Origin of the sequence: Chryseobacterium soli, assembly GCF_000737705.1 — a bacterium.
Lineage (GTDB): Bacteria > Bacteroidota > Bacteroidia > Flavobacteriales > Weeksellaceae > Chryseobacterium > Chryseobacterium soli.
The window spans coordinates 1-22,076 of sequence record NZ_JPRH01000007.1 but is presented as its reverse complement, the minus strand read 5'-3'; the positions used below and the strand labels follow the sequence as shown (position 1 = coordinate 22,076).

Genomic DNA, 22,076 nt, shown 5'->3' with positions numbered 1-22,076 from the left:
GGAGGCACATCTGCTATCACAGGAGGAGAGAAACGATTAGGACTAAACGGTTCTTATGAATCTTTTTCCGGCTTTGGTGCAGGAAATAAATTCCAGATTTATGGGCGTAATCTAAGGATTGGTCAAGCAGGATGGGATGCTCCCGGTCCTTTCCCTGGTGACATTATGGAGGTTATTTGGTACAAACGTACACTGACAACGAATGAACAATCAAGGATAAATTCCTATCTCGCTGTAAAAAACGGGGTTACACTAAACGAGAACTATCTTTCTACCGACAATAATATAATATGGGACAGAGCCAATAATACGGGGTATAACAACAATATCTTCGGTATTGGAAAAGATAATCTTACTGTATTGCATCAAAAACAGTCAGGAAGTGTAAATAACGGACAAAAGCTTGTTATTTCCACAACAGGATTTGCGGACACTAATGCTGCTAATAGTACAGGAATAGCCAACGATCTGCAATACCTTATCACAGGAGACAATGGTCTTCAACAAATCCTGAACACGCCATTAGTATACACAACAGGAATGAATGGAGAAACCAATCATCGTTTTGAAGCGATCTGGAAGGTTCAGAATACCAATGCTGTAGGAACTGTGACGGTGGCATGGCCTAAAGGGGTTAAAAACCTGTATCTGGTACAGTCTTCCAGTTCTGTTTTTGATGCAACGTCTACTTTCACCCCAATGACAACGGAAACAACCGTAAATGGTGTAGTATACAACATAGCCAATGTAACATTAGCTAATGGGCAATATTTTACATTTGCAGGATATTTATACGCTCCTGGAGGGGTTTCCGGAACAGATTTCTGGATCAGATCTGATGATGCAGCAGATATCGCAACCGCATGGAAAGACAATTCCATCAACGCTAATGATATTCCTGCCGTAGGAACGTGGGCTCTTTCTTCAGCTGACAAAGCCCATAACTTCCATCCGTATACTACAGGATACAGCGCTTCGAAATTATTCTATAATAATGCTTCAGTAATGAACCCTACCAATGGAGAGCTGCCTAATATTTCTCATTCCATTTTCTCCGCAATAAGACCTACCACGGCAGGAACCGGACGTATTACGGGAATTGATGATGATGCAACCTATGCTTCTGAACCTGCAGCCTCAATTGCCAATGGAAAGCCAAGACATTATGAATATTATAATGTTACCACCTCAACGGATTTTTCTACAACCTTCAATATCGGTGTTTCTAATGTATTCTCAACGATAGCTGATAATTCTGTTGCCAACGGAGGAACATCTACTTTCTCGGGTGGAGAAAAAAGATTAGGATTGAATGGTGCTTATGAAACAACTACCTTCAACAACACGAATAAATTCCAGATTTATGGTCGTAACCTAAGGGTAGGTCAAGCCGGATGGGATGCTGCCGGTGCTTTCCCTGGTGACATCATGGAAGTTATTTGGTACAAACGTACCTTAACAACCAATGAACAGTCAAGAATCAATACTTACCTTGCTGTAAAGAACGGTGTTACCCTGAGTGAAAATTATCTTTCCACAGACAGCAATGTGATTTGGGACAGAACCAACAATACCGGATACAATAACAATATCTTCGGTATTGCAAAAGATGAGGTCACTGTATTGAACCAAAAACAGTCAGCAAGTGTCAACAGTGGTCAGAAGCTTGTGATCTCTACAACAGGACTTGCCGAGAGTAATGCATCCAATAATACTGAGTTACCAAGCAACCAGCAGTTCTTAATGGTTGGAGACAATAATCTGAAACAAGGGCTGAAAATGCCTTTAGCTTATACGAGCGGAACTAACGGTGAAACGAATTTCCGTTTTGAAGCAATTTGGAAAACCCAGAACACAAAAAATGTTGGACAAGTAACAGTTGCCTGGCCAAAAGGAGTCAAAAACCTGTATCTGGTGCAATCTCCGGATGAGATGTTTGATACAACAGATAGCTTTACCCCAATGGCAACGGAAGTTACCATCAATGGAGTGATCTACAACACAGCCAATGTAACCTTAAGTAATGGACAGTTCTTCACTTTTGCAGGTTTCGGACGTGCTCCGGGAGGGGTTGTGAATAACCTTTCCTATTGGTACCGGGCTGATAAAGACGCCGTTAACACAGGAGACGGAACAGATATTACGGCATGGACGGATCAGTTCTCAGGAACTACTTCAGCACAATTAGGAACCAATGCCCTGCCAAAATTCAAGTTGGGTGCTGCCAGTTATTTTAACTTCAACCCTGGAGTCAACTTTACTGCAAACACTCAAACTATTGGAAATACATCAGTAAGAACCTTTGGCAATAATACCTATGATATCTTTATCTTGACAAAAGACGGACTATCAAACCCTGGCAGTAATGGAAGAATATTTAGCTCTTTATTAGACAATTCTAAATTAAGTGGCAGTATCAACTATTGGGATGGCTTTGGTGATATGTATGACAATAGAACAGAAAGAGTGAGAGCCGATGAAGGGTATAGATATCTTGCTAATCCCGGAGGAATACGGTCAACAACTATTCCAAGCATTGTATATCACAATCTATTAAATACCACTACTGGTAAAGGAATCAACGGAGGTGTCGTTTCCATGAGTGGAACACATACCTCCATAGACTTTCTAAACGGAGGACATACCTTCGGTTCTACGCAGATAGGCTCCAATGGAAGTGATAATGGAGGTTTTGTTGGAAATCTGGGAGAAACGATTGTTTATGGAGAAGGTAACCTTACAGTTACAGAAAGAAGAAGAGTAGATTCCTATCTTGCCATCAAATATGGTATTACGCTGGGACAGGTAAATACAGACCACTATCTGAATACAGATGGAAATATAGTGTGGAATGGAGCAGCCAATACCACGTTCAACAATAATATCTTTGGAATATCTCGTGACGATATTGAAATGTTAGAACAAAAGGTATCGAAAAGTGTCAATGCAGGAACGATTCTTACGATGGCCACAATCAATGATTTTGCGTCTCCGAACCAACTTGCAGCAAGAACAGGATTTACGAATGATAAAACATACTTCCTGCTTGGAGATAACAATGTTACAACAACACCACTTACTAACATCATGATTGCCGGAAATACACTGCATAGAATCCAGAGAACGTGGTTATCTCAACGTTCAAATACTCCTGGAAGTCTATACTTCGAGGCAGACCTTTCAGCCTATGGAGTGGCATTCTCAGCCGGAAACAATATTCAAATGATTGTAGCAGATGATGCAGCTTTCACAATAAATGTAAAAACAATCAACGGAATATTTACAGGTGGCAGATGGGTATTTATGAATGATTTCAACGCTGATAATACTCTAAGATACATAACATTTGCTGAAGGAAAAACCTCCTGCTATAAACCAGGTGCTATTGCTACCACCGGCAATCCTGCATTACCTACAAAAGTAGGAATTACCGCTCTTGGAAGAGCCGGCGCCGGAAGTACAGACAACTGGCCAATGGTAAGACAAGGTGGCTGGCTGGCTCTGGAAGCAAAAACAAAAGGTTTTGTTCCGAACAGGGTTAAGTTCAATGCATCCAATCAACCTGTTGCTGCTGATGGAATAACTCCTGTTATTACAACTCCTGTAGAGGGTATGATGGTGTATGATATTACCAACAAATGCATGAAGATGTACACTCTTAAGGAAGGTGATGCAACCATGGCCTGGCACTGTATCTCCACACAAACTTGTCCTGATTAGAAAAGTACAGGTTCAATAATTGATAGAAACTTAGCTCCGGAAAGTATTGGATGGAACGGGGCTAAGACTATCAATTTTAGTCAATTAACTGTAGTTGACTGTGGTGAATTATATAATAAAAAATAAGTAATACCATGATACAATGAGCAATAAAGCATTTATATGCTTACAGCACTTTAGTCATGAAAACCACATCATGATAAAAACGTGTAACAATAACAAATCAACAATATTTTATTAGTAAGGCATTTATGAAATCAATATCATCCAATTATTGATTTATAACAGAATAATGTCCTTCCCTCTCCCATTAAAAGTAATACTGCTTATGACTACAAATTTTAAAAATATTCATATTGGAAAGTTAATTCATCTGCGCGTTAAGGAAAGCAACATCGACTTAACCCGGATCTGTAACTTTATGAAATGTACAGAAATTGAAATCAATGAAATGTACATACAGGAAGACCTCTCCACTAATATCTTACTGAGATGGAGCAAACTGCTTGAATATGATTTCTTCAGACTATATTCGCAGCATTTGATCCTCTATGCCCCACCTTCTGCTTCAATCCGGGAATCCGCTATTTCAAAACTTCCACACTTCAGGAAGAACATCTATACCCGGGAAATAATAGATTTTATTATGGAGATAATAATTAAACAAGAAAAGACCAAGCGACAAATTACGGATGAATACGGGATTCCTTATACCACTTTATGTAAGTGGGTAACAAAACATAATAAATAACAGCATCAAATCAGAAATCAGAAATGGAAAAACAGAATCAACCTAATTATAAATTGATCTATTCAGACATCATTGAAAAAAAATTCCCTCATAAGAAAGCAGAATGCGAAAAATTATTAGGAAAAAAAATACTTTCTGCTATGGATATTATGGAACTTAATAAAAGAATTTTTGGCACCAAAAATCAAGATGCAAAAAAGATCAATCAAAAACTTCGTTCCTACAATGAAACAGACATAATGCGTATTCTTGATTACCAGAAGAATCATAGAATGAATAATGTTCAGGTAGCAGAACACTTTGGATTGAGCAGAAATACAATGACCAAATGGCGAAGGATATTTTAGTAAAATTCAGAATATCAATCACTTGTACACATCTATAATAATATGCATGTTAATCTTCCTAATTGCGCGCTAAGGCCATGGCGTGGATGATAAAAATAATAGCTGATAAAACCGGAAAAAATTTACAATAATCTTCCGGAAAAAATCTCTCCGGCATGATCATCAAATGATCTCATCTCCTACACTAACAGTTTGGACATTGTATGTTCTTCGTATGTCAGGTAATTTAGTAAGCTATTCAATTAAGCCATGCACACTCATTTCATTGGAAACTGTATATTCTTGAAATGATGCCAGTAAAAATGGGAAAAGACAATGATAAAATAAACTAAATAGACAGTAATATTATCGGAATCTAAGAATATTTTAACGTAAATAATCACAATTATATGAAATGAAATACAACAATAATTAAATATAATTATACATTAGTATAAAAACTAAACCAAACTTACACAATATGGACAATGAAAATTTTAGTACCCTTGAACTTCTTCGCCAGCAGTTCAGGTACCCCTTCCCTACTTTAAAAAATCCCAATGCAGAGCAATTACAGCAGATTACCGAGAATCAATGGATCGACGGAGAATATCTCTGGTTGTATGAGCAGAATCCTGATCTTAGGAAAAAGTACAAAAAAACCAAAACAGCACATATTGCCGCTCAATGGTTTCCCACTGCTCCTCCTGAAAAGTTCAAACCCATCTGCAGATTAATGCTATGGACTCTGTACAACGATGATCTCTATGAAGAAAGTGAACCGGAAGATATCGGACATGTACACACCCAGTCTATTGCGATATTAAAAGGTGAAATAGCCGCTAAGGATTCAGGAATACCTTTAGGACCTATGCTGGCTTCTTTAAGAGAAGAACTCCTGGAATTTATTCCACAGGAATCAATTGCACGTTTTACACAAATGATCAGCAGGTATTTTACGGGATTAGAAACGGAATTAAGATACAAGAAAAATAAAGCTTATCCCAGTGTGAGCGAATGTATTGCCTTGCGTGAAAATTCTATATGTCTCTATCCCTTTCTACAGCTTACGGAGTTAGAAACAGGAATCGTGCTTCCACCGGAAATTCATGCACACCCTGTCATCATTCGCCTGCAAACACTCGCCTGCCATCTGGTCACTTTTTTTAATGAAGTACAATCTGTACTGAAGGATGAAGCAACTGACAGCATTTACTACAATATCGTAAAAGTGATCCAACACGAACGGCAGATGTCCCTCAAAGAAGCCTGTATTGAAGACTTACGTCTTCACAATGAAGATCTGAAAGAATTTTTAGAACTACAAACTAATCTTCCTGATTTTGGGATCTGGCAGGACGCAGTGATCAACTGGGTACATTATATGAGCATGGTTTTGAGCGGATGGAAAAATATATCTACAAAACTGGACCGTTATACCGCAGCTGAATTTCCTGGAGCAGCAGAGCTAAAAGCAAAGCTGAATCAGGTTCAATAATACTTTGTGCAAGAATATTTTTAATTTAAAATATCCTATCAAAATAACAACCTATCAAACATCAATTTATCACTTTAATTCTAAAAAAATGAAACCAGAAGATTACAACCCGTCGAATTACCTACCTCAAGGTTATTACCCTTGGCCAGATAAAATCAATCCGAATGTGGAACAAATGGGTATTGATTACAGAAACTGGATTGATACTGATTATGTATATTTATCTGAAAATATACGTGAACGATACAAGAGCATGAACCTGCACAAGTGCTCGGCAAGAATGTATCCTTATGCAAGTTATGAGCGCGTAACACCTATGCATCGATATGTTGTTTTCCATACCATATTTGATGATCAACTTGAATATTCAACCGAAGAAGAGGTCAGTAGATATTGCGACCGACTCGTAGCAATATTCAGAGGAGACAGCCTTACTCCGGAAGATCCCGGTTATTTCATCCAAGCCGCCAAAATCAGAGATGAATTTGGTGCTTTTATGCCTGATGAATGGATGAAACGCTTGGCAGATACTTTTTACACCGTTACAAGATATGGTGCTCAAGAAGAGGCAACTTATAAGGCAACCCAAACAGTACCTTCACTTGCACTGTTTAAAGTACTCCGTGAATATTCAATTGTAATATTCCCTTATTTCTATCTGGTTGATGCAGAGTTTCATACCTTTTTAACAGAAGAGGTAGAGCGACATCCTGTGATACAGCGTGTCCGATCCCTATGGTCCAGAATTATTGCCTGGCAGAATGATATCCAGGGATTGAAAAAAGAACTAAGCAAGGACACCGAAGTTATGAATATCGTTATCGTCTTACAGAGAAACTATAACTTATCATTAGAAGATGCTATGACTGAAGCCATGAAAATTCATGATGATGATCTTGCAGAACTTGTTGCTTTACAGGAAGACCTTCCTGATTTTGGGAAGTATCAGGAACAGGTAAAACAATTGTTCCTAGGCTGGGGCAGCCTGATACAAGGTCTGAATACTTTTTACCTGATAGATACAAATCGTTATGATCCTGAATGCTTTGCATGGCCAGATAGGGAAACTGAAGATACATCACTTTAGATTATAACTGATTCCATCACAAAAATTATAAACAACGATATATACTGTATTGGCACAATATCAACCAACAGCTCCATAGCAAAACAGCATCAATCTTGATGCTGTTTTTGTTTTAACCATTTTTTACGATGTATTCGAAAAATAATCAATAAAACCTCCCATAGAGGACCATATAAACATGCAGTACATTATTAGTGTCCTAAATGCCGGACAATAGAAAAAAACTCCTGTAGACCCATTTGAGGAATAATAGACTGCCACGTTTTACTGAAGATACCACTGTGCCTTTAGAAACTGTCAATTTGGCAAATATTACTGTACTTTTTATAATCATTAGTTTTTTTCCAATCCCCTGGATATTAATTAGTTGCTAAAAAATTCAATGTTAGATTGAAGCGCTGTAAAGTATTGTTCAGATATTTGTAGATAAATAAATTACTGGCAATATTATAACGAACACACTTTTCATACAAAAGTTATACTTGCGATTTCTGAATTATTCTAAGTAATTATAGATTTTTTTTATTTTATAAATAATACTATATGATTATGAATATTTTATTATAATTAACAATTCAAACGTTTTCAAATAAATATCTACCGTACATATCATGAAATTGGAATATATTTCTGAATTTATCTCATAACTTTGCAAGTGAACATTTAATGCCCAAACAATAAAAACTACTTACCAATTAAACCACCTATTATTTCAATGAAAAAATCACTTTACCTTTTTGTACTGTTTTTTTCTTTTTATTCAGCAGTTGCACAGAACAAACAATCCGGCACCAGATCACAGACTGAAGTTATTGACAAAAAATTAAAAGATATTACAAAAGAAATTAATGAACATAATGGTGACCCAAAACAACAAGAAGAACATTTGCTTTACTTAAAAAGAACCTCCGAGAAATTAAAGTATGACTAGGGAATTTTACAGAGTGGGAGTCTTATAATGATGCTATATGGAAATCAGAGTCGAAGTAAAGAAATAATTGAATTAGGCACTGAGCTAAAGAAAGTCGCCCAAGGCAAAAATGATATTGATGGTAATATCTCAAATATATATCGTAGAAATGCACTTGCATTAGGCGAGCTGGGTTTGGATGATGCAAGTATGAATGATTTTAGAATAGCTCTTAAATTCATACAAACTATTGAAAATAAAGACAAGAGATTGTATTATCTTTCACTATGTTATGAAAATATGACTGTCTATTATGAAAATAAACCGTTTGCTAGTAAATTCGGAGATTCACTTCTATACTTTCGTAAAAAGAGCCTTAGTGCTGCAAAACAAATAAGAGACAATAACGGTACGGTATCAAATGACCTAAAATATGACCAGATCGCTTTTGATAATATGGCTATTGGCGTATCTTATCTGTCCAAAGAAGATACTAAGGCAAATATAGCGTCTGCAGAAAAATATCTTTTAGAGGGTTTAAAAATACACGAGAATGAAGAATACAATATACCTTCTACAAATAAAATCACGATGCTAAATCAGGTAAGCTGGCTATATTCAGAAAAACAAGAATATCAAAAGTCCATTGATTATGCTCTACGTGCGTTAGAATTGCAAAAAAAAATCGTAATCCTCACAGTAGAATGGAATCTTTTGAATTTCTTGCTGATTCTTATATAGGAATTGGTGATAAAGAGAAATCTAAACTTTATTTTGATAAATTTACTCTTCTTAAAGATAGTTTAAATTTTGCATCTAAAAATGATTCAGATGCTACCATTAAAAAAATGGTAGCAGAAAAGATTAATGAACATAATGCCATTTCAAAGAAACGATTAGTCGTTATTGGCAGTCTGATACTTATTGCTTCAATAATCACAATTATGCTCTGGAGAAGAAAAAATAAGAATCTTCATAAGAAATACGAAATAATGATTTCTAAAATACATAGCAGCAAAGAAAATTCAGCTGTAACATCCTTAGAAATCATAAAAAACAATGATACTAAAAGTTCCATAAGCATTCCGGACGATACCGTAAAATCTCTGCTTAAAAAATTGGAAAAGTTCGAGAAATCTGAAAAATATCTAAAAAAAGAAGCTAGTTTAACATGGCTTGCTAATAATCTCAATACCAACCCTAGGTATCTTTCTGAAATTATTAAAACCTATAAAGACAAAAGTTTCACCAATTACATTAATGGACTAAGAATCGAATATATCATTAAAAAGCTTTATGAAAACCCTATTTACCGTGAGTATAAGATCAATTATCTTGCTGAAGAATGTGGTTATATGACTCCACGGGTTTTTGTAGCTGCTTTTAAAAACGAATATGATGTAACTCCATCCTATTTCATTGAGAAACTGAAACAAAATGAAGTAAATACGCCTGCATAAAGAATTATAAAAGACTATAACTTCAATAAAAAAATAACTTTGCCTTTTTATTGTACTTTTTTCTTTACAGTTCGCTGTTTCCCAACACGCAAAAAAAGTCTGATTGGGGTTTGCTTTGTCTACATTAAATACTTGAAACTAATTTGCAATAAACTTTATGTCATTATAAAATATTTAGCATTTAAAAAAAATTCAGTGATTAAAAAGCGCTCTGTAATTCAGATTTAATTTGGCTCAACAAAATAAATCATCGAGAAAAGTATTTGAAGATACGCTCGTCTTGATCATAAAAAGCCAATGCACAAAGCCTATAAAAAAAGGAGACGTTTAAATATAAACGTCTCCCTAAGCGGGATGGGCGGGAGGCCTGTCGAACTCCTTATACCATTTCTATTATTTCTAAATGGAATTAAATAGCTAAAAAACTAGTTGCAATTAAATATATAAATTTCAAAGATACTAAAAACTATATTTTTATCAATATCAGTACTTGATGATTTTTTTTTGAGTTTTTGATCTGAAATGATCAATCTAAATTATCGAAAACCCAAAGTGAACTGGCAATTTTTTCTTCTATATTACAAAAAATCATCAATGATCATTAGCGATAACTAGGCTTTGAGAAGAATGAATTAGAAATTATTCCAACGTATTTTGAAAAAAATGAAGCACCCATCATGCTGAATATAGTTGTCATGAATAACGGATGTATTGTAGAAATAGGAAACTTCCATCACGTAATAAAAGAAATTCACCAATCCTAAATGAATTTAAATTTTAAATTACAGAAATATTTTTTTCCATTTTGCAATGGTATTACGACTCATTTTAAATTCTAATGCTACCTGATTATTATTAAGCTTGTTTTTTTTCTGGTAATCAAGGATTTGCAAAACGGCCTTTTTATCATATGACCGGTGTCTTTGATTTAAAATAACATGGCTTGCTTTTCCAAAAATTTTCTGATTTAATTTTATAACATCCAAAACAGACAATGCATCCTTTTCCAGCAGAGATTTAAATTCTCCCCTTTTCTCAGGATATTTTCTGTCAATCAGGTCATTATAAATACGCTTGTAATCAGGTTTTAATTCTTTTTTTTGTATTTGCTTATCCATTTATGTAATGTTGTTTTGGGAATTTTATAATCTTCTATCACCTGTTTTATACTTTTATCTCCTGATTCTACCAGTTCTACGAGGAAATCTATGATCTCTTTTGTATAAATATTTTTCTTAAATACAGGCAATGAATATTTTTCACCAGATATTTCAGTTCGGTTAAGAGAGGCTGGCGGTGAATATAATATAAGATGTTGAGAGTATAGTCTGAAAAAATCATATTCAAGAAGTTTCGACCATCTAAGAATGATTTCTGCATCTAAAGATTGCTGAGTGTACATACATTCAATTTCTTCCGCACTTAAGTTGAAAAAATTACATACCCTTGCTATCTCTATATTCGTTTCAGCGACTCTTAAGTTAATAAGATTTCCTATATGTATATCTTTATATAAACTCATTATTCTGATCTATAATCTTTGTTAATTCATTTTTCAGACATAACTGCTGAGCGTTATTTAATCTGTAGAAATTGAAAGACTGCTTATGAATGGAATCTTTGATCACTCCTGCCCGTCTAAATGATATTTTAAGATTTGTGGTAAGAAAAGTTCTTTTTATGTTGTATTCGACAAGTCTTTCTTTTGGGAATTCAGTTAACATCTTTGAGTTATGTATGTGCTCTTTAATGAAGGGATGCGAAATAACAATACTGAGAACTTCACTTGTGCTATCCATCTCAATTTTATGAGTAACGACCAGGTTTTTGAGCAGCCATCCCATTACTAAAAAAAGAAAAATAAGCAGTAATACTATTTCTGATACATTAAAGAAAACAACAAAAAAAGTGAGGCATAGAAAAGTAAATATTGATAAAAAACTGTTTATTAATAAAAATGTTCTTGCGTTTTTAGAATTATTAAACTTCATGAGGATACTATAATCTCTTGATAATGTTTTAAAATGTTGCCTTCTTTATTTAATTTATATTTGAAGTTGTGTTTTTAGATGTTGACGTAAAAAAAAAGAAGGCAATTAATTTTTTATTTATCTCTGCCACTTCATAAGCAGCAGAGATATTAATCATATGATTTTGCTAATCGAAGCTCTTACAATAGATGGTAAATCTTTAATTTGATGCCCAGAAAGACCAAATAGAACCATTAAAAAAAGCTAACCTTTTAGCACCTGTTTTATTGACGTACACCATCATTCCAGGAGAAGGACTGGGAATATTATTCACATCATTTACAACAGGGATAACCATAGCCTGTGTTGTTGATTCTAATACCAATACGCCGTCTGCAGAACTCGTATTGGAACCAATAATAACTTTTGCGTTAGCATTTTCACTGTTATTTGTTTGCTGCGCAAGAGCCGTATTGATATTGCCATCTCTCCCGCTTAAATCCTGCCAGATCCCATTGTAATATTTAATTCTGGCCTGTGAAGGATTGGAGGCATCCAGTAATATCGTTCCGGGAGTCACACCGGCAGGCAGACTTTTTACATAAGGTAAAATAATACCCTTATTGTTTGTATTTGCAAATTCTAATAATACCGAAGTTTTATCAGTTGCCGTCCCTATTGCATCACCTATAATAACTTGGGCAAAAAATATTTTGTATAGAAGTATCGAACTTACTATTATTATTTTCTTCATATGTGTAACGGTTTATTGTTAATTTAAAAGGTTAATTACGGACAAGATGGGGTTGAAAAGCATTTCCATGCACCATCACTGTAGATTTTCAGACATTTTGCTGTTGTGTCATAAACCATCATTCCTTCTTGTGGAGCAACGATCGCAGATAATCCGGCAGTAGAAACTCTCGACACTACAAACCCTTTGGTATTGGATTCTAAAACAGCATGCGCTGATTTTCTAATCATGGGCCAATTTCCGGTGTCTGCTCCAGCTCTTTGCTGTAATGTTATACCATATTTCGTATCTATGCCCGTAGTCATATTGGTCGCAGGATTATAACAAGAACAGTTTCCTACAGTTACATCTAATTTTGCTTCGCTGACACAGCCGCTTACATCTGTATAATTATAAATAATTTCTGCGGTACCCACTGCTCCATAAACAGCAGTAGCAAGTCCTGTATTAGGATTAATCGTAATTAAGCTGGGATTATCTGAACTCCAAATTCCTCCGGCCAGAGAATTGGTAAACTGATACTGTGTAGGATTGCTGCTCATATTACTGCACATGGTTGTTACACCGCCTACCATTCCAATGCCCGGTATTGTTGGAGGAGCCGGCGCAAATGTTATATCATCAATCGCAATATCATTTCCATCGCCTCCAATTGAATTATTCTTTAAAAAGATTTCGCCTACTGTTGAAGTTGCAGTAAATGTGAAGCTATATCTCTTCCAGATAGTTGAGGAAATATCCCCTGTATTAATAGAAGCCAATAATGTTCCCGTACCAGGATCTACTATCCCCATCGTAACATTAGGACGTATATTGAAGGATGGGGCCAAATCTGCCACCCAAAAGGCAAATTCATACTTTGTCCCTACAGACAGTCCTGTAACCGTTTGCCTAAAGAAATCGTCTGTTGCATAGGATGCATTAAAGAGTGCAAAATAGCCATTAGGGTCATTAGGAGTATGGTTTAATAAAGGAGGTACCGGTCCGCCCGCAAACCAACCGGCGCTGGTTTTAGCCAGGGTATAATAACCATCTGCAACCTGTCCGTTATTAAAATAATGGTATGCTGTAAAACCATTTATTGGACTGCCATAGGTACCGGAACCCTGTCCAAAGGACAATATGTAATTTGTAGCACACACAGCAGGGGTTGCTATTGAATTTTCTAAAACATTACTATATACTACATTAACCACTTCATTAGCCGAAACATTGACTGTAGAGGTAGAATTAGCCAGATTGGCAGAACTGTTATTCGTGGGATCATATAATTTGATGTCACTATTATTCCATCCTGAAGGGATTATTTCAGACAATTTGTAAACTCCCGCCGGAACCGGAATCATAATAGAATTGCTATTTTCACTGGTTCTTACTCTTTCATCATCCAGCCAGTCGCCTGTAGATGTTCTAGCATAAATCGTATGCTGAATAATTTGTGGGTTGTTTTTATTAATAGACCAGACCTGATCACCTGCTCCCGCAGTAAGACCGAATAAAAATCTTGACTGAGGGCTGGTAGTCCATGTACTACCGCTGTACTGATAAATGGTTGCCCCATAATTTGCATATATACTTCCATTATTGCTAATAGCAATATCACGGGCAGTATCCTGAGGGTTTCCTGCAGATCCGTTGGCTACTATAGCCGGAACTGCCGAAGCCGGGTTTGAAGAAGCAACTTTATACACATTTCCATCTCCATTAGTTTTTATGAAAACAACATCTCCCGTGCTCGGATATACATCTAACCGAAACGGAAGATTCGTTCCATTGTTGGTTACATTAGAAAAAACCGCCCAGGAATCATTAATTCCATTCCCGGTATATTTATAAATCATCCCATCATTTCCTACGGCAACTATAATTCCCCCAGGTCCCCCAGAAGCAACATCCAGAATTGCCACGTTAGAATGGGACGCAGGTGACCAAATCACTGCAGAACTCCCGTTATTATATAATCCCACGGCACCTGATGCGTCAGAATATACTGCGGTATTTTGTCCTATACCATCTACAGATTTTACATTGGTAACTGTGGTAGCGAGCCAGGTAGAGCTGCCCACCGGCCTCGTATAAAGTGTTCCTGCAACAGTATGTACTTCTGGTACGCTAATGCTGTTATTAACCACAGTCCATAACTGTCCTTCTCCTGTCCCATGGCTGTTTCCTAAATCAAATGAATTAAACCCGTCTGGTTTATCATTTAATGTAAAATTGGAAACAGGAAGCTCCCCAGAATCAGTTAAAGTAAAATTAAAATTAAGCGAGGCTACCTCGCTTATAGCTTTTTTATGAACATAAATATATCCATTTTGTGCCCTCATATTTTTAGTAAAAAGGCAGAGAATAATTAGTCCGTAAATCTTTTTTTTCATTTTTCTTAGAGTTGTATTTTTTTTGATTGCGATTGTTTGTTAATTAATCATTCATTTAATTATCAAAGAGTATTTTTAATATTCGTATCATCAAGATATTCGTAGTTAACTGATCATTGTAAGCTTCCTATGAATATTGCTTATTTTTATTTGGTGAGAATATTTTTTCCTCATAGCTAGTTGGGATATTCCAAGTTTCAACAAGAAATCCTACAATACAAAACAGTAGTATTATAAAATTTTACTGTGCAAAACTAGGTTGGATATAAGAGAATGGAAACAAAACCACTATGAAATGGAAGGAATCAAGATAGTCCAAATAAACCATAAAACACTCATAATCAATAATGATTAATTGTAAAATAGCTTTTTAAGAGTACAATGGAAAATTTAAATTTTTGGGTACAGTTAGAAATATAAATGCGTTTACCTAGCCGGTTAATTTAAAGCAGGCCTTCATAAAAAATAAAAAATACGATGGTGATAATGAGCATATGTACATTTTAATTACCAGCGAAATTTATTTTACGGATAACGAATATAAATATCGCTGAAGACAGAACAGCATGAAAAACCATCACCTAAACAGCCGAGCTGAAAATGTGTATGTATAGATTTTTATTAGAAACATTAGCCGTGAGGCTTTTAAGATCTATTTTTATATTCGTCGGTTAAAAAACTGATATATTGGCTGGGAGAAATATTCTTAATGGATTTAAAAATACTCCCAAATTGACTATGCGAATGGTAGCCACACATATCAGCTAATACAGAGATTTTGTATTGTAATAAATGAGGATTATCATGAAGTTCTTTCACAATATAATTGATTCGCTGAGTATTAATATAATTGTAAAAATCTGAATTCCTGTATTTTTTGATAATATAGTTAAGATATTTTGTATTGGTTTTTAGCATTACAGACATTTGTGCAGCAGAAATTCCTTTAGTGGTATAAAGCCTTTTCTTCTCAAAAGCCTCCAGATTTTTCAGAATTTCCTTTTCCGTTTCTTCGCTTATTGAAATTTTTTCCTTTGGAGAATCGTTTGTTTGAGATTCCGGAAAAATACTAGACTTCACAACTGGATTTTTAAGTTCCTGAATGATTTTCTGATATCGTAATTTTATTTTTTTATTTCTTATTTTATAAATAAAGAGGCTACAGATGATCAATACAATGATGATACAGATAAAAATAATAAGACTTAATTTTATATTTTCTCTTTTTTCTTTTATAGTATTCTTATTCTTAATCGTTTCTTTTACTGTTAAATCTCTTGTAACTGTAATTTGAGAATTGGTAATATCAGAAACAATTTTTGAAAATTTAAGCTGATCTGCGGGAGTATCTATATTTGCTTCTAATCTATTCTGTAAGATTTGCTTAATGACAATTTTATCTACATTTGGATGAGAATAAGCCAAGTCGAAGTTTTTTCTCGCCTCGGACAAATGATTATCTTTGACATTAATAAGTGCTTTATCCAATAAATAAAACTCATATAAGTTTATAGGAGATTTATCTTTAATTCTTTTGAGAGCAATTTCAGTTTTTTCTAAAGTTTCTTTAGCTTCATCAATTCTACCACATCTAATTTGTTCATAACACAATTGCACCAGCATTGCAAAATCGAACATATTCTTATACTCTGTGTTTGGTATTTTTCTGATATGCTGAATATATTTTTTTCTGCTATCTGCTGCTTTACAAAAATTGTCATCAATATCAAAAATTTTTGCCTGAGTATATAATAAATTTGCAGTCTTAATAAATGGGCTTGATTCCTTATCAAGCTCTTTTACCAATTCCCACGTTTCCTCAGATTCTACTATTAGTCCTGCTCTACGGTATGAAGTTATAAGTGAATATAATATCGTTATTCGATTTTGGGTAGAGTCGCTCTTCTTAATAAGAGAATCTGCTTTTTGCAAAATTTTTACAGATTCCAAATAATTTCCTTGTCCATACAAGCAATCACCCAAATTAGAGTAAGCAAGAGCTTTTTCATAGTCATTCTGTGCATATTTGACCATGTTTTTCGCTCTTATTAAAAGCTTATCTGGATTATATAATTTATCATTGTATTGTTGATAGAATAATTTTCTCTTATTTGCATCAATCTTAACTTGAGAAAAGCCTTGTGCAAACAAGAAAAAAAAGCCAATATTGAAAAAAATTTTTATGATTTTACGCACTGTTGTAGATGTTAATTCTATTGCCTGTATCAATACAAAAGCTAGATACAGTTTTGAAACTAATATAATTGATGATTTTTTATTCCTTAACTGATCTATCAAATCCAGGGCCACCTATTTATTCTGTATCATTATATTTTACAAATAAACCTTAAATTAAAAATGGCTTTGCCCACGTCACTTCGGAAGTACACCTTCGGTAATCCTTAGAATTTTGAGGTTTTCCATCTGTATTTCACTGTCTTTTCCTCTGGTTAAGACAATAATATTCTGAGCCAGCTGACCGGGTGCAAATTCATAAAACAGTATCTGCATCTTGTAACCATTTGCCAGATACGCAATCGTCACAGCGCTAGGTATTCCTTTATCAGCAAATTCAAACGAAAAAATCCCATCCATGACCTTTAACCGCGATGCATTTTTTGTAAGCACCTCTATCCGTACATTTTTGATCAGCTTCCCTTTTGTGTTCTCTACACGTCCGGAAAAATAAGCAGGCTGCTGAGCACTCATCATGGAAAAACAGCAAATGAAAAAAGGCAGAAGCAATAGAAAATTCCGGTATCTGGTCATGTCATTAATTTATCGCAAAATACAGCATAACTTCTAATCCCACAATTAAAATGATTACCTCCTAAGATTTCATAAAGTTTTTTGTTATAATTTCTCTTGTTGAAATATTTCTGACTTAAAAAAAATACTCTCTTTTTCCCTTGTTGTTTTAAAAGGTACTTTCTTTCTGATAAATCTTTTTGACATATATGATATCTGATCTTAGGTTCATGAGATTAAATAATTAGATTAAGAAATCTTTTTTATTTCCCAGTCTAGTTTTTCATAAGTATATCTCTTTTACTAATACTTATGCTAAGTTAAATAATTTCTAAATGTCAGAATGTATCAGATATTAAATTCTGTATCAGCTATTTACTATTGAAGAGCAAATAAAGGTTAAAAGCTCTCAAGCCAATAGTAAATAATACAGAGTGATATTGATAATATGGTAATCTGTTTAAAGTTATTCAATTTGATTATGGTTTAATTCAAAGGCTTGTTATAAAAATTCAATCTGGTATTTTGAAAACTCAGGTGAAGACCGAGAACTAGCGAGCGAAATATATTGAGTATTTTCATTCAGGAATAGATTATGAAATATTCAAGAACATCTTAAGCCCGAATAATGATAGAAATAGGCAAAGTTATAATCTCGCTTTTTGTTATTTCACAACTTGATTTTTTATAGTTTTTTTCGTCACTAATATCTTCGACTGTTTTTAAATGGATTATTTTTCAATGAGTTAGTAAAGGTTTTATGAATATTTCTGTCTACAGTTTTTCATAAAAAAGCCTATATTTGTTCTTTATTAAGGGTTCCCATCTTCAATCTATAAATTATATCTTTATGACAAAGAAAAAAGAAAATTATTCAAAATTTTTTAGAGTATTATTTCAAAACTATAAAACATTACATTAATATTCAAGCTAATACACATTCATCATAAAAAACTTATAAAATAGGGAACCTATTAATTGTAAGAATTTAAATTATGAAAAAAATAATATACATTTCAACTCTATTTATGTTAATCAACAATATTGCAATGGCGCAAATAAGCAATTTTTATAAAAAAGAATACTTTATTGAATCAACAGATAATGTTCAGCTTCAAATAAAAGAGATATATGACGTTCAAAATCTAAATGTGAATATTTTGCCATTGATTATGGTTCACGGAGGCGGCCCTGATGCTATTACCTCATTTGATTTAGATACAGAATTTCCGAGTTTTGCCGAAGAACTCGCTTCCAAAGGTATTCATCTTTTTCTTCTCAATATTCGTGGATGGGGAAAGTCAACATTACCTGAGTACAACCTGTCAAATAAAAATCTTATTATTGGAAATGTTGATGAAGCCAGTGCAGATATTCAATCTGCTTTAAATTGGATATCTGCAGAATTCAAATATCAAAAAATCAACTTATTTGGCTGGGCGACAGGCGGACATTGGATTAGCTATGCTGCAATAAAAAATCCAAGCAAAGTAAACAGTATTATTAGTTTAAATAGTTTATATGCAATAAATGGCAATTGGTCATCACATAAATTTTATGCTTCTCCTGATGACAACATGAAATACAATAAATCATCATTATTTAGAGAAACTCCAAAAGAAACCCTTACTGCATCGTGGACAAATACGATTCCTGTTCAGGACAAAACAAAATGGAGAAATCCTATCATTGAGGAAGCATACAAAAAGCAAGCGTGCCAGTACGGCATAGATACTAATGTTTTCAAAGTTCCGGGTGGTTTTCAAGAGGAAAGTTTTTATATGGCTTTAGGTAAAAAATACTGGAACGCCAAAAATATCTCCGTACCTACGATGGTCATACGGTCTGAATATGATTTTTGGTCAAGAGAAATAGATTTAATTGCGTTTAAAGATGATTTTCCCAATGATATAAGATCAGAATTTAAAACCATAAAGGGTACACATTATCTGTTTCTCGACAAAGATGATAAAGGCAAAAAAGAATTGATTGATTTGATTTTGAAATTTATAGAATAGTTTTTTCTGATAAAATCTGGTTGAATTACAACATATTCTTCAGACAAGCATCTCAACTGATTTTGTACGGTGATTATTTTATTAAGGTATACGATGTTATAAATTTTTCAAATTTTATTTTGATAAATCCAATTTACACCAATTAAAGAAGAGAGTTGATATTAAATTTCCTAATAAATCTAAACATCCATGATAGAAATATTAGGCAATGATATACTTCTATGTACCAAAATTTTTAATTTCACTCCAAAATATGACATATCACAATTACACTTGAATTATCTCAAAATAAAACTATTCCAAAAATACTTTATACAGGGCACTGCCAAAAATTGTTATGACGCTTTACTATAATAGTTTCTAAAATAGGTTTTACAAGAGATACTGTAACTTATGCAATATTCATATCTGGTAACCTTCACCATGTATTTTTCATGTGAAATATCATGCTGACAATTTTTTATCAAATAATAGACTTCCACTATTGTTCCTTTTAATGATAAAATTTAACAGATTAAGTTGATAAGGTCTAATTTTGGCGAGCTGCAATGTTAGACTACTGTATAACAAGACACTTGCAAAATTAATATATTTACGAAATGGCATTAACAAAAATAAACGGCATTGATTTAAACATCAATATAAAAGGAAATGGGAAACCATTGTTGCTGATTCACTTTTTAGGTGGCAATCAAGAGCAGTTAGATATTATAGCAAATCCACTTTCTAAACATTTCAAAATAATCACATTCGATATTCGGGGACACGGACAAAGTGAAAAACCAAAGGAATATACTTTGCAAGACCACATAAATGACGTGCTGAGCATTATGGATTTTTATAATATTGAAAAAGCGTATCTGCTTGGTGTTTCAATGGGGAGCTATATCGCGCAAGGTGTTGCTATTGCAGCACCTGAAAGGATTGAAAAGCTGATATTAACTGTTCCGAAATCAAATGGACTTACTTCATCTGTGCAAATATTGTTCAGTGAACATGCAGAGGAAATTAAAGGAAAAAATTTTCACGAAACTATTTTAACCTTGCTCAAATATTTCGTGTATAATACAGACATAATGCAATACCACCTTGATGTTTTTGAAACGGATTTAACACCTGAACAATTTGCAGCCGCCAATAATGCCTTAACAAATTTTGACTTCAGGAAGGGTTTACCAAACATAACAGCTCCCACGCTTGTAATAAGTGGAAAATATGATGGTTTAAATCCGCCAAAAGATGGACAGGAAATCACAACATTAATTCCAAATGCAACATTTACGGAATTACAATTTTCAGGACACGCCCCAATATATGAAGAAACCGAAAGGTATTTAAAACTGGTAGAAGATTTTTTATTGAACTAAGTAACATACAGACAAAAACACGGCTGTAATTGTAGTAATCTAAATAGCTGCTTAATAATCACAAATAACAGTAATCGTCATTTTTTTTAATATCTTTAAGATACAAATGGAACCAGCCTTTTATGTTTTAAAAACTGCCATTAATTTCGCCAGCATTTTCTTTTCCTCTATTGTATCAAGTTTAGTGATTTAGAAATTAAGATTCATAGAGAGTGGAAAAGAGATTGGTGAGGTTTACTTATGTTTGAGCATACTTATATAGCATTCTCCACTCCACTCGGCAGACAGATTAATAGCCAATTTGGCCCGGAATAGTAGGGGCCACCTTCATCGAAATACATATTATCCTAGATTTTCAATATATACTAGTAGCTTCTTTGAAGAATGTTGATGATATTTATGAGTTACAAAATTGAATGGTTAAACGAATATCGAACACATAATGATGATGAATAGGGGTATTTTAAGGCCGATGTTTTTTTATTATGGTAAATGCTGAAAAACTCGAACACTTATTCATAGAATTTTGCTTAAATATAACACATTGTGAATCAATGCACAAAGCCTATAAAAAAAGGAGACGTTTAAATATAAACGTCTCCCTAAGCGGATGGGCGGGAGGCCTGTCGAACTCCTTATACCATTTCTATTATTTCTAAATGGAATTAAATAGCTAAAAAACTAGTTACAATTAAATATATAAATTTCAAAGATACTAAAAACTATATTTTTACCATTATCAGTACTTGATGATTTTTTTTTGAATTTTTGATCTGAAATAAAATCAATCTAAACTAACGAAAACCTTATGGGATTCATATAAAATACTATCTTGAAAAATATAATAATAACCATTATTGAAGATAACCCACGTGACTTGATGCTTTCTTCAGTTCAAAGATGTTTAGATACCCCCTATACTCCGCCTTAAATACTCACTTTTAAAATATTTTTGATCTTATTTCAAATAAAATAATGCTCTTAAAACGTTGATACTACATAAACCATACATTTTATGAAATCAGCGTATTTATATGTCAGAGTCAGTACTGATGAACAAATGAGAAATGGCTATTCTCTCCCAGAACA

17 protein-coding genes are annotated in these 22,076 nt (G+C 33.9%); 10 read left to right on the top strand and 7 right to left on the bottom strand.

What is annotated here, in order from left to right; translation table 11 throughout:
• Positions 1-165 precede the first annotated feature (165 nt).
• From IW15_RS15505 to IW15_RS22095, 8 genes are all read left to right on the top strand, one after another.
• Entirely contained in the window at positions 166-3,720 is a 3,555-nt protein-coding gene (locus tag IW15_RS15505; RefSeq protein ID WP_034713170.1) for a hypothetical protein, read from the top strand.
• Positions 3,721-4,048: 328 nt separating this feature from the next.
• Positions 4,049-4,471 (top strand): hypothetical protein, encoded by a 423-nt coding sequence (locus IW15_RS15500; RefSeq protein ID WP_034713512.1) that lies wholly within the window; start codon positions 4,049-4,051, stop codon positions 4,469-4,471.
• 23 nt (positions 4,472-4,494) lie between these two features.
• Positions 4,495-4,818 carry a transposase gene (locus IW15_RS15495; RefSeq protein ID WP_034713167.1) on the top strand — a complete coding sequence of 108 codons (324 nt, stop codon included), beginning with the start codon at positions 4,495-4,497 and terminating at the stop codon, positions 4,816-4,818.
• 460 nt (positions 4,819-5,278) lie between these two features.
• Positions 5,279-6,295 carry a terpene synthase family protein gene (locus IW15_RS15490; RefSeq protein ID WP_034713164.1) on the top strand — a complete coding sequence of 339 codons (1,017 nt, stop codon included), beginning with the start codon at positions 5,279-5,281 and terminating at the stop codon, positions 6,293-6,295.
• A 175-nt stretch (positions 6,296-6,470) separates the two neighbouring features.
• Positions 6,471-7,382, top strand: a complete 912-nt coding sequence (locus IW15_RS15485; protein WP_228384387.1) for a terpene synthase family protein — start codon at positions 6,471-6,473, stop codon at positions 7,380-7,382.
• Positions 7,383-8,097: 715 nt separating this feature from the next.
• Positions 8,098-8,313: a hypothetical protein gene (locus IW15_RS15480; protein ID WP_034713161.1), complete on the top strand. Its 216-nt coding sequence runs from the start codon at positions 8,098-8,100 to the stop codon at positions 8,311-8,313.
• 27 nt (positions 8,314-8,340) lie between these two features.
• On the top strand, positions 8,341-9,033 hold the full coding sequence (locus IW15_RS15475) for a hypothetical protein (RefSeq protein WP_034713159.1): 693 nt from the start codon (positions 8,341-8,343) through the stop codon (positions 9,031-9,033).
• Entirely contained in the window at positions 8,997-9,752 is a 756-nt protein-coding gene (locus tag IW15_RS22095) for a helix-turn-helix domain-containing protein (RefSeq protein ID WP_051882077.1), read from the top strand. The genes IW15_RS15475 and IW15_RS22095 overlap by 37 nt, the downstream gene beginning before the upstream one ends.
• 782 nt (positions 9,753-10,534) lie before the next feature.
• Here the strand turns inward: IW15_RS22095 and IW15_RS15465 are convergent.
• From IW15_RS15465 to IW15_RS15435, 7 genes are all read right to left on the bottom strand, one after another.
• Positions 10,535-10,870: a hypothetical protein gene (locus tag IW15_RS15465; RefSeq protein ID WP_034713157.1), complete on the bottom strand. Its 336-nt coding sequence runs from the start codon at positions 10,868-10,870 to the stop codon at positions 10,535-10,537.
• Positions 10,840-11,274 (bottom strand): transposase, encoded by a 435-nt coding sequence (locus IW15_RS15460; protein ID WP_034713155.1) that lies wholly within the window; start codon positions 11,272-11,274, stop codon positions 10,840-10,842. The genes IW15_RS15465 and IW15_RS15460 overlap by 31 nt, the downstream gene beginning before the upstream one ends.
• Positions 11,261-11,476: a hypothetical protein gene (locus tag IW15_RS22615; protein WP_131368568.1), complete on the bottom strand. Its 216-nt coding sequence runs from the start codon at positions 11,474-11,476 to the stop codon at positions 11,261-11,263. Before IW15_RS22615 ends, IW15_RS15460 begins: the two co-directional genes overlap by 14 nt.
• Before the next feature lie 466 nt (positions 11,477-11,942).
• Entirely contained in the window at positions 11,943-12,476 is a 534-nt protein-coding gene (locus tag IW15_RS15450) for a hypothetical protein (RefSeq protein WP_034713150.1), read from the bottom strand.
• Positions 12,477-12,511: 35 nt separating this feature from the next.
• Positions 12,512-14,854 (bottom strand): hypothetical protein, encoded by a 2,343-nt coding sequence (locus IW15_RS15445; RefSeq protein ID WP_131368567.1) that lies wholly within the window; start codon positions 14,852-14,854, stop codon positions 12,512-12,514.
• A 645-nt stretch (positions 14,855-15,499) separates the two neighbouring features.
• The gene (locus IW15_RS15440) at positions 15,500-17,152 is read right to left on the bottom strand and encodes an AraC family transcriptional regulator (protein WP_131368566.1); all 1,653 of its coding nucleotides are present in this window, start codon (positions 17,150-17,152) and stop codon (positions 15,500-15,502) included.
• A gap of 75 nt (positions 17,153-17,227) precedes the next feature.
• Positions 17,228-17,623 carry a hypothetical protein gene (locus IW15_RS15435; protein WP_034713142.1) on the bottom strand — a complete coding sequence of 132 codons (396 nt, stop codon included), beginning with the start codon at positions 17,621-17,623 and terminating at the stop codon, positions 17,228-17,230.
• A 974-nt stretch (positions 17,624-18,597) separates the two neighbouring features.
• Between IW15_RS15435 and IW15_RS15430 the strand changes: the two genes are divergently transcribed.
• On the top strand, positions 18,598-19,620 hold the full coding sequence (locus IW15_RS15430; protein ID WP_034713139.1) for an alpha/beta fold hydrolase: 1,023 nt from the start codon (positions 18,598-18,600) through the stop codon (positions 19,618-19,620).
• Positions 19,621-20,219: 599 nt separating this feature from the next.
• The gene (locus IW15_RS15425) at positions 20,220-20,987 is read left to right on the top strand and encodes an alpha/beta fold hydrolase (RefSeq protein ID WP_034713135.1); all 768 of its coding nucleotides are present in this window, start codon (positions 20,220-20,222) and stop codon (positions 20,985-20,987) included.
• Positions 20,988-22,076 lie beyond the last annotated feature (1,089 nt).

Coding starts and splice junctions, on each gene's coding strand:
- IW15_RS15505 (WP_034713170.1), top strand. CDS start 166: ATGGAGGTTATTTGGTACAAACGTACACTGACAACGAATGAACAATCA.
- IW15_RS15500 (WP_034713512.1), top strand. CDS start 4,049: ATGACTACAAATTTTAAAAATATTCATATTGGAAAGTTAATTCATCTG.
- IW15_RS15495 (WP_034713167.1), top strand. CDS start 4,495: ATGGAAAAACAGAATCAACCTAATTATAAATTGATCTATTCAGACATC.
- IW15_RS15490 (WP_034713164.1), top strand. CDS start 5,279: ATGGACAATGAAAATTTTAGTACCCTTGAACTTCTTCGCCAGCAGTTC.
- IW15_RS15485 (WP_228384387.1), top strand. CDS start 6,471: ATGGGTATTGATTACAGAAACTGGATTGATACTGATTATGTATATTTA.
- IW15_RS15480 (WP_034713161.1), top strand. CDS start 8,098: ATGAAAAAATCACTTTACCTTTTTGTACTGTTTTTTTCTTTTTATTCA.
- IW15_RS15475 (WP_034713159.1), top strand. CDS start 8,341: ATGATGCTATATGGAAATCAGAGTCGAAGTAAAGAAATAATTGAATTA.
- IW15_RS22095 (WP_051882077.1), top strand. CDS start 8,997: ATGGAATCTTTTGAATTTCTTGCTGATTCTTATATAGGAATTGGTGAT.
- IW15_RS15465 (WP_034713157.1), bottom strand. CDS start 10,870: ATGGATAAGCAAATACAAAAAAAAGAATTAAAACCTGATTACAAGCGT.
- IW15_RS15460 (WP_034713155.1), bottom strand. CDS start 11,274: ATGAGTTTATATAAAGATATACATATAGGAAATCTTATTAACTTAAGA.
- IW15_RS22615 (WP_131368568.1), bottom strand. CDS start 11,476: ATGTTAACTGAATTCCCAAAAGAAAGACTTGTCGAATACAACATAAAA.
- IW15_RS15450 (WP_034713150.1), bottom strand. CDS start 12,476: ATGAAGAAAATAATAATAGTAAGTTCGATACTTCTATACAAAATATTT.
- IW15_RS15445 (WP_131368567.1), bottom strand. CDS start 14,854: ATGAAAAAAAAGATTTACGGACTAATTATTCTCTGCCTTTTTACTAAA.
- IW15_RS15435 (WP_034713142.1), bottom strand. CDS start 17,623: ATGACCAGATACCGGAATTTTCTATTGCTTCTGCCTTTTTTCATTTGC.
- IW15_RS15430 (WP_034713139.1), top strand. CDS start 18,598: ATGAAAAAAATAATATACATTTCAACTCTATTTATGTTAATCAACAAT.
- IW15_RS15425 (WP_034713135.1), top strand. CDS start 20,220: ATGGCATTAACAAAAATAAACGGCATTGATTTAAACATCAATATAAAA.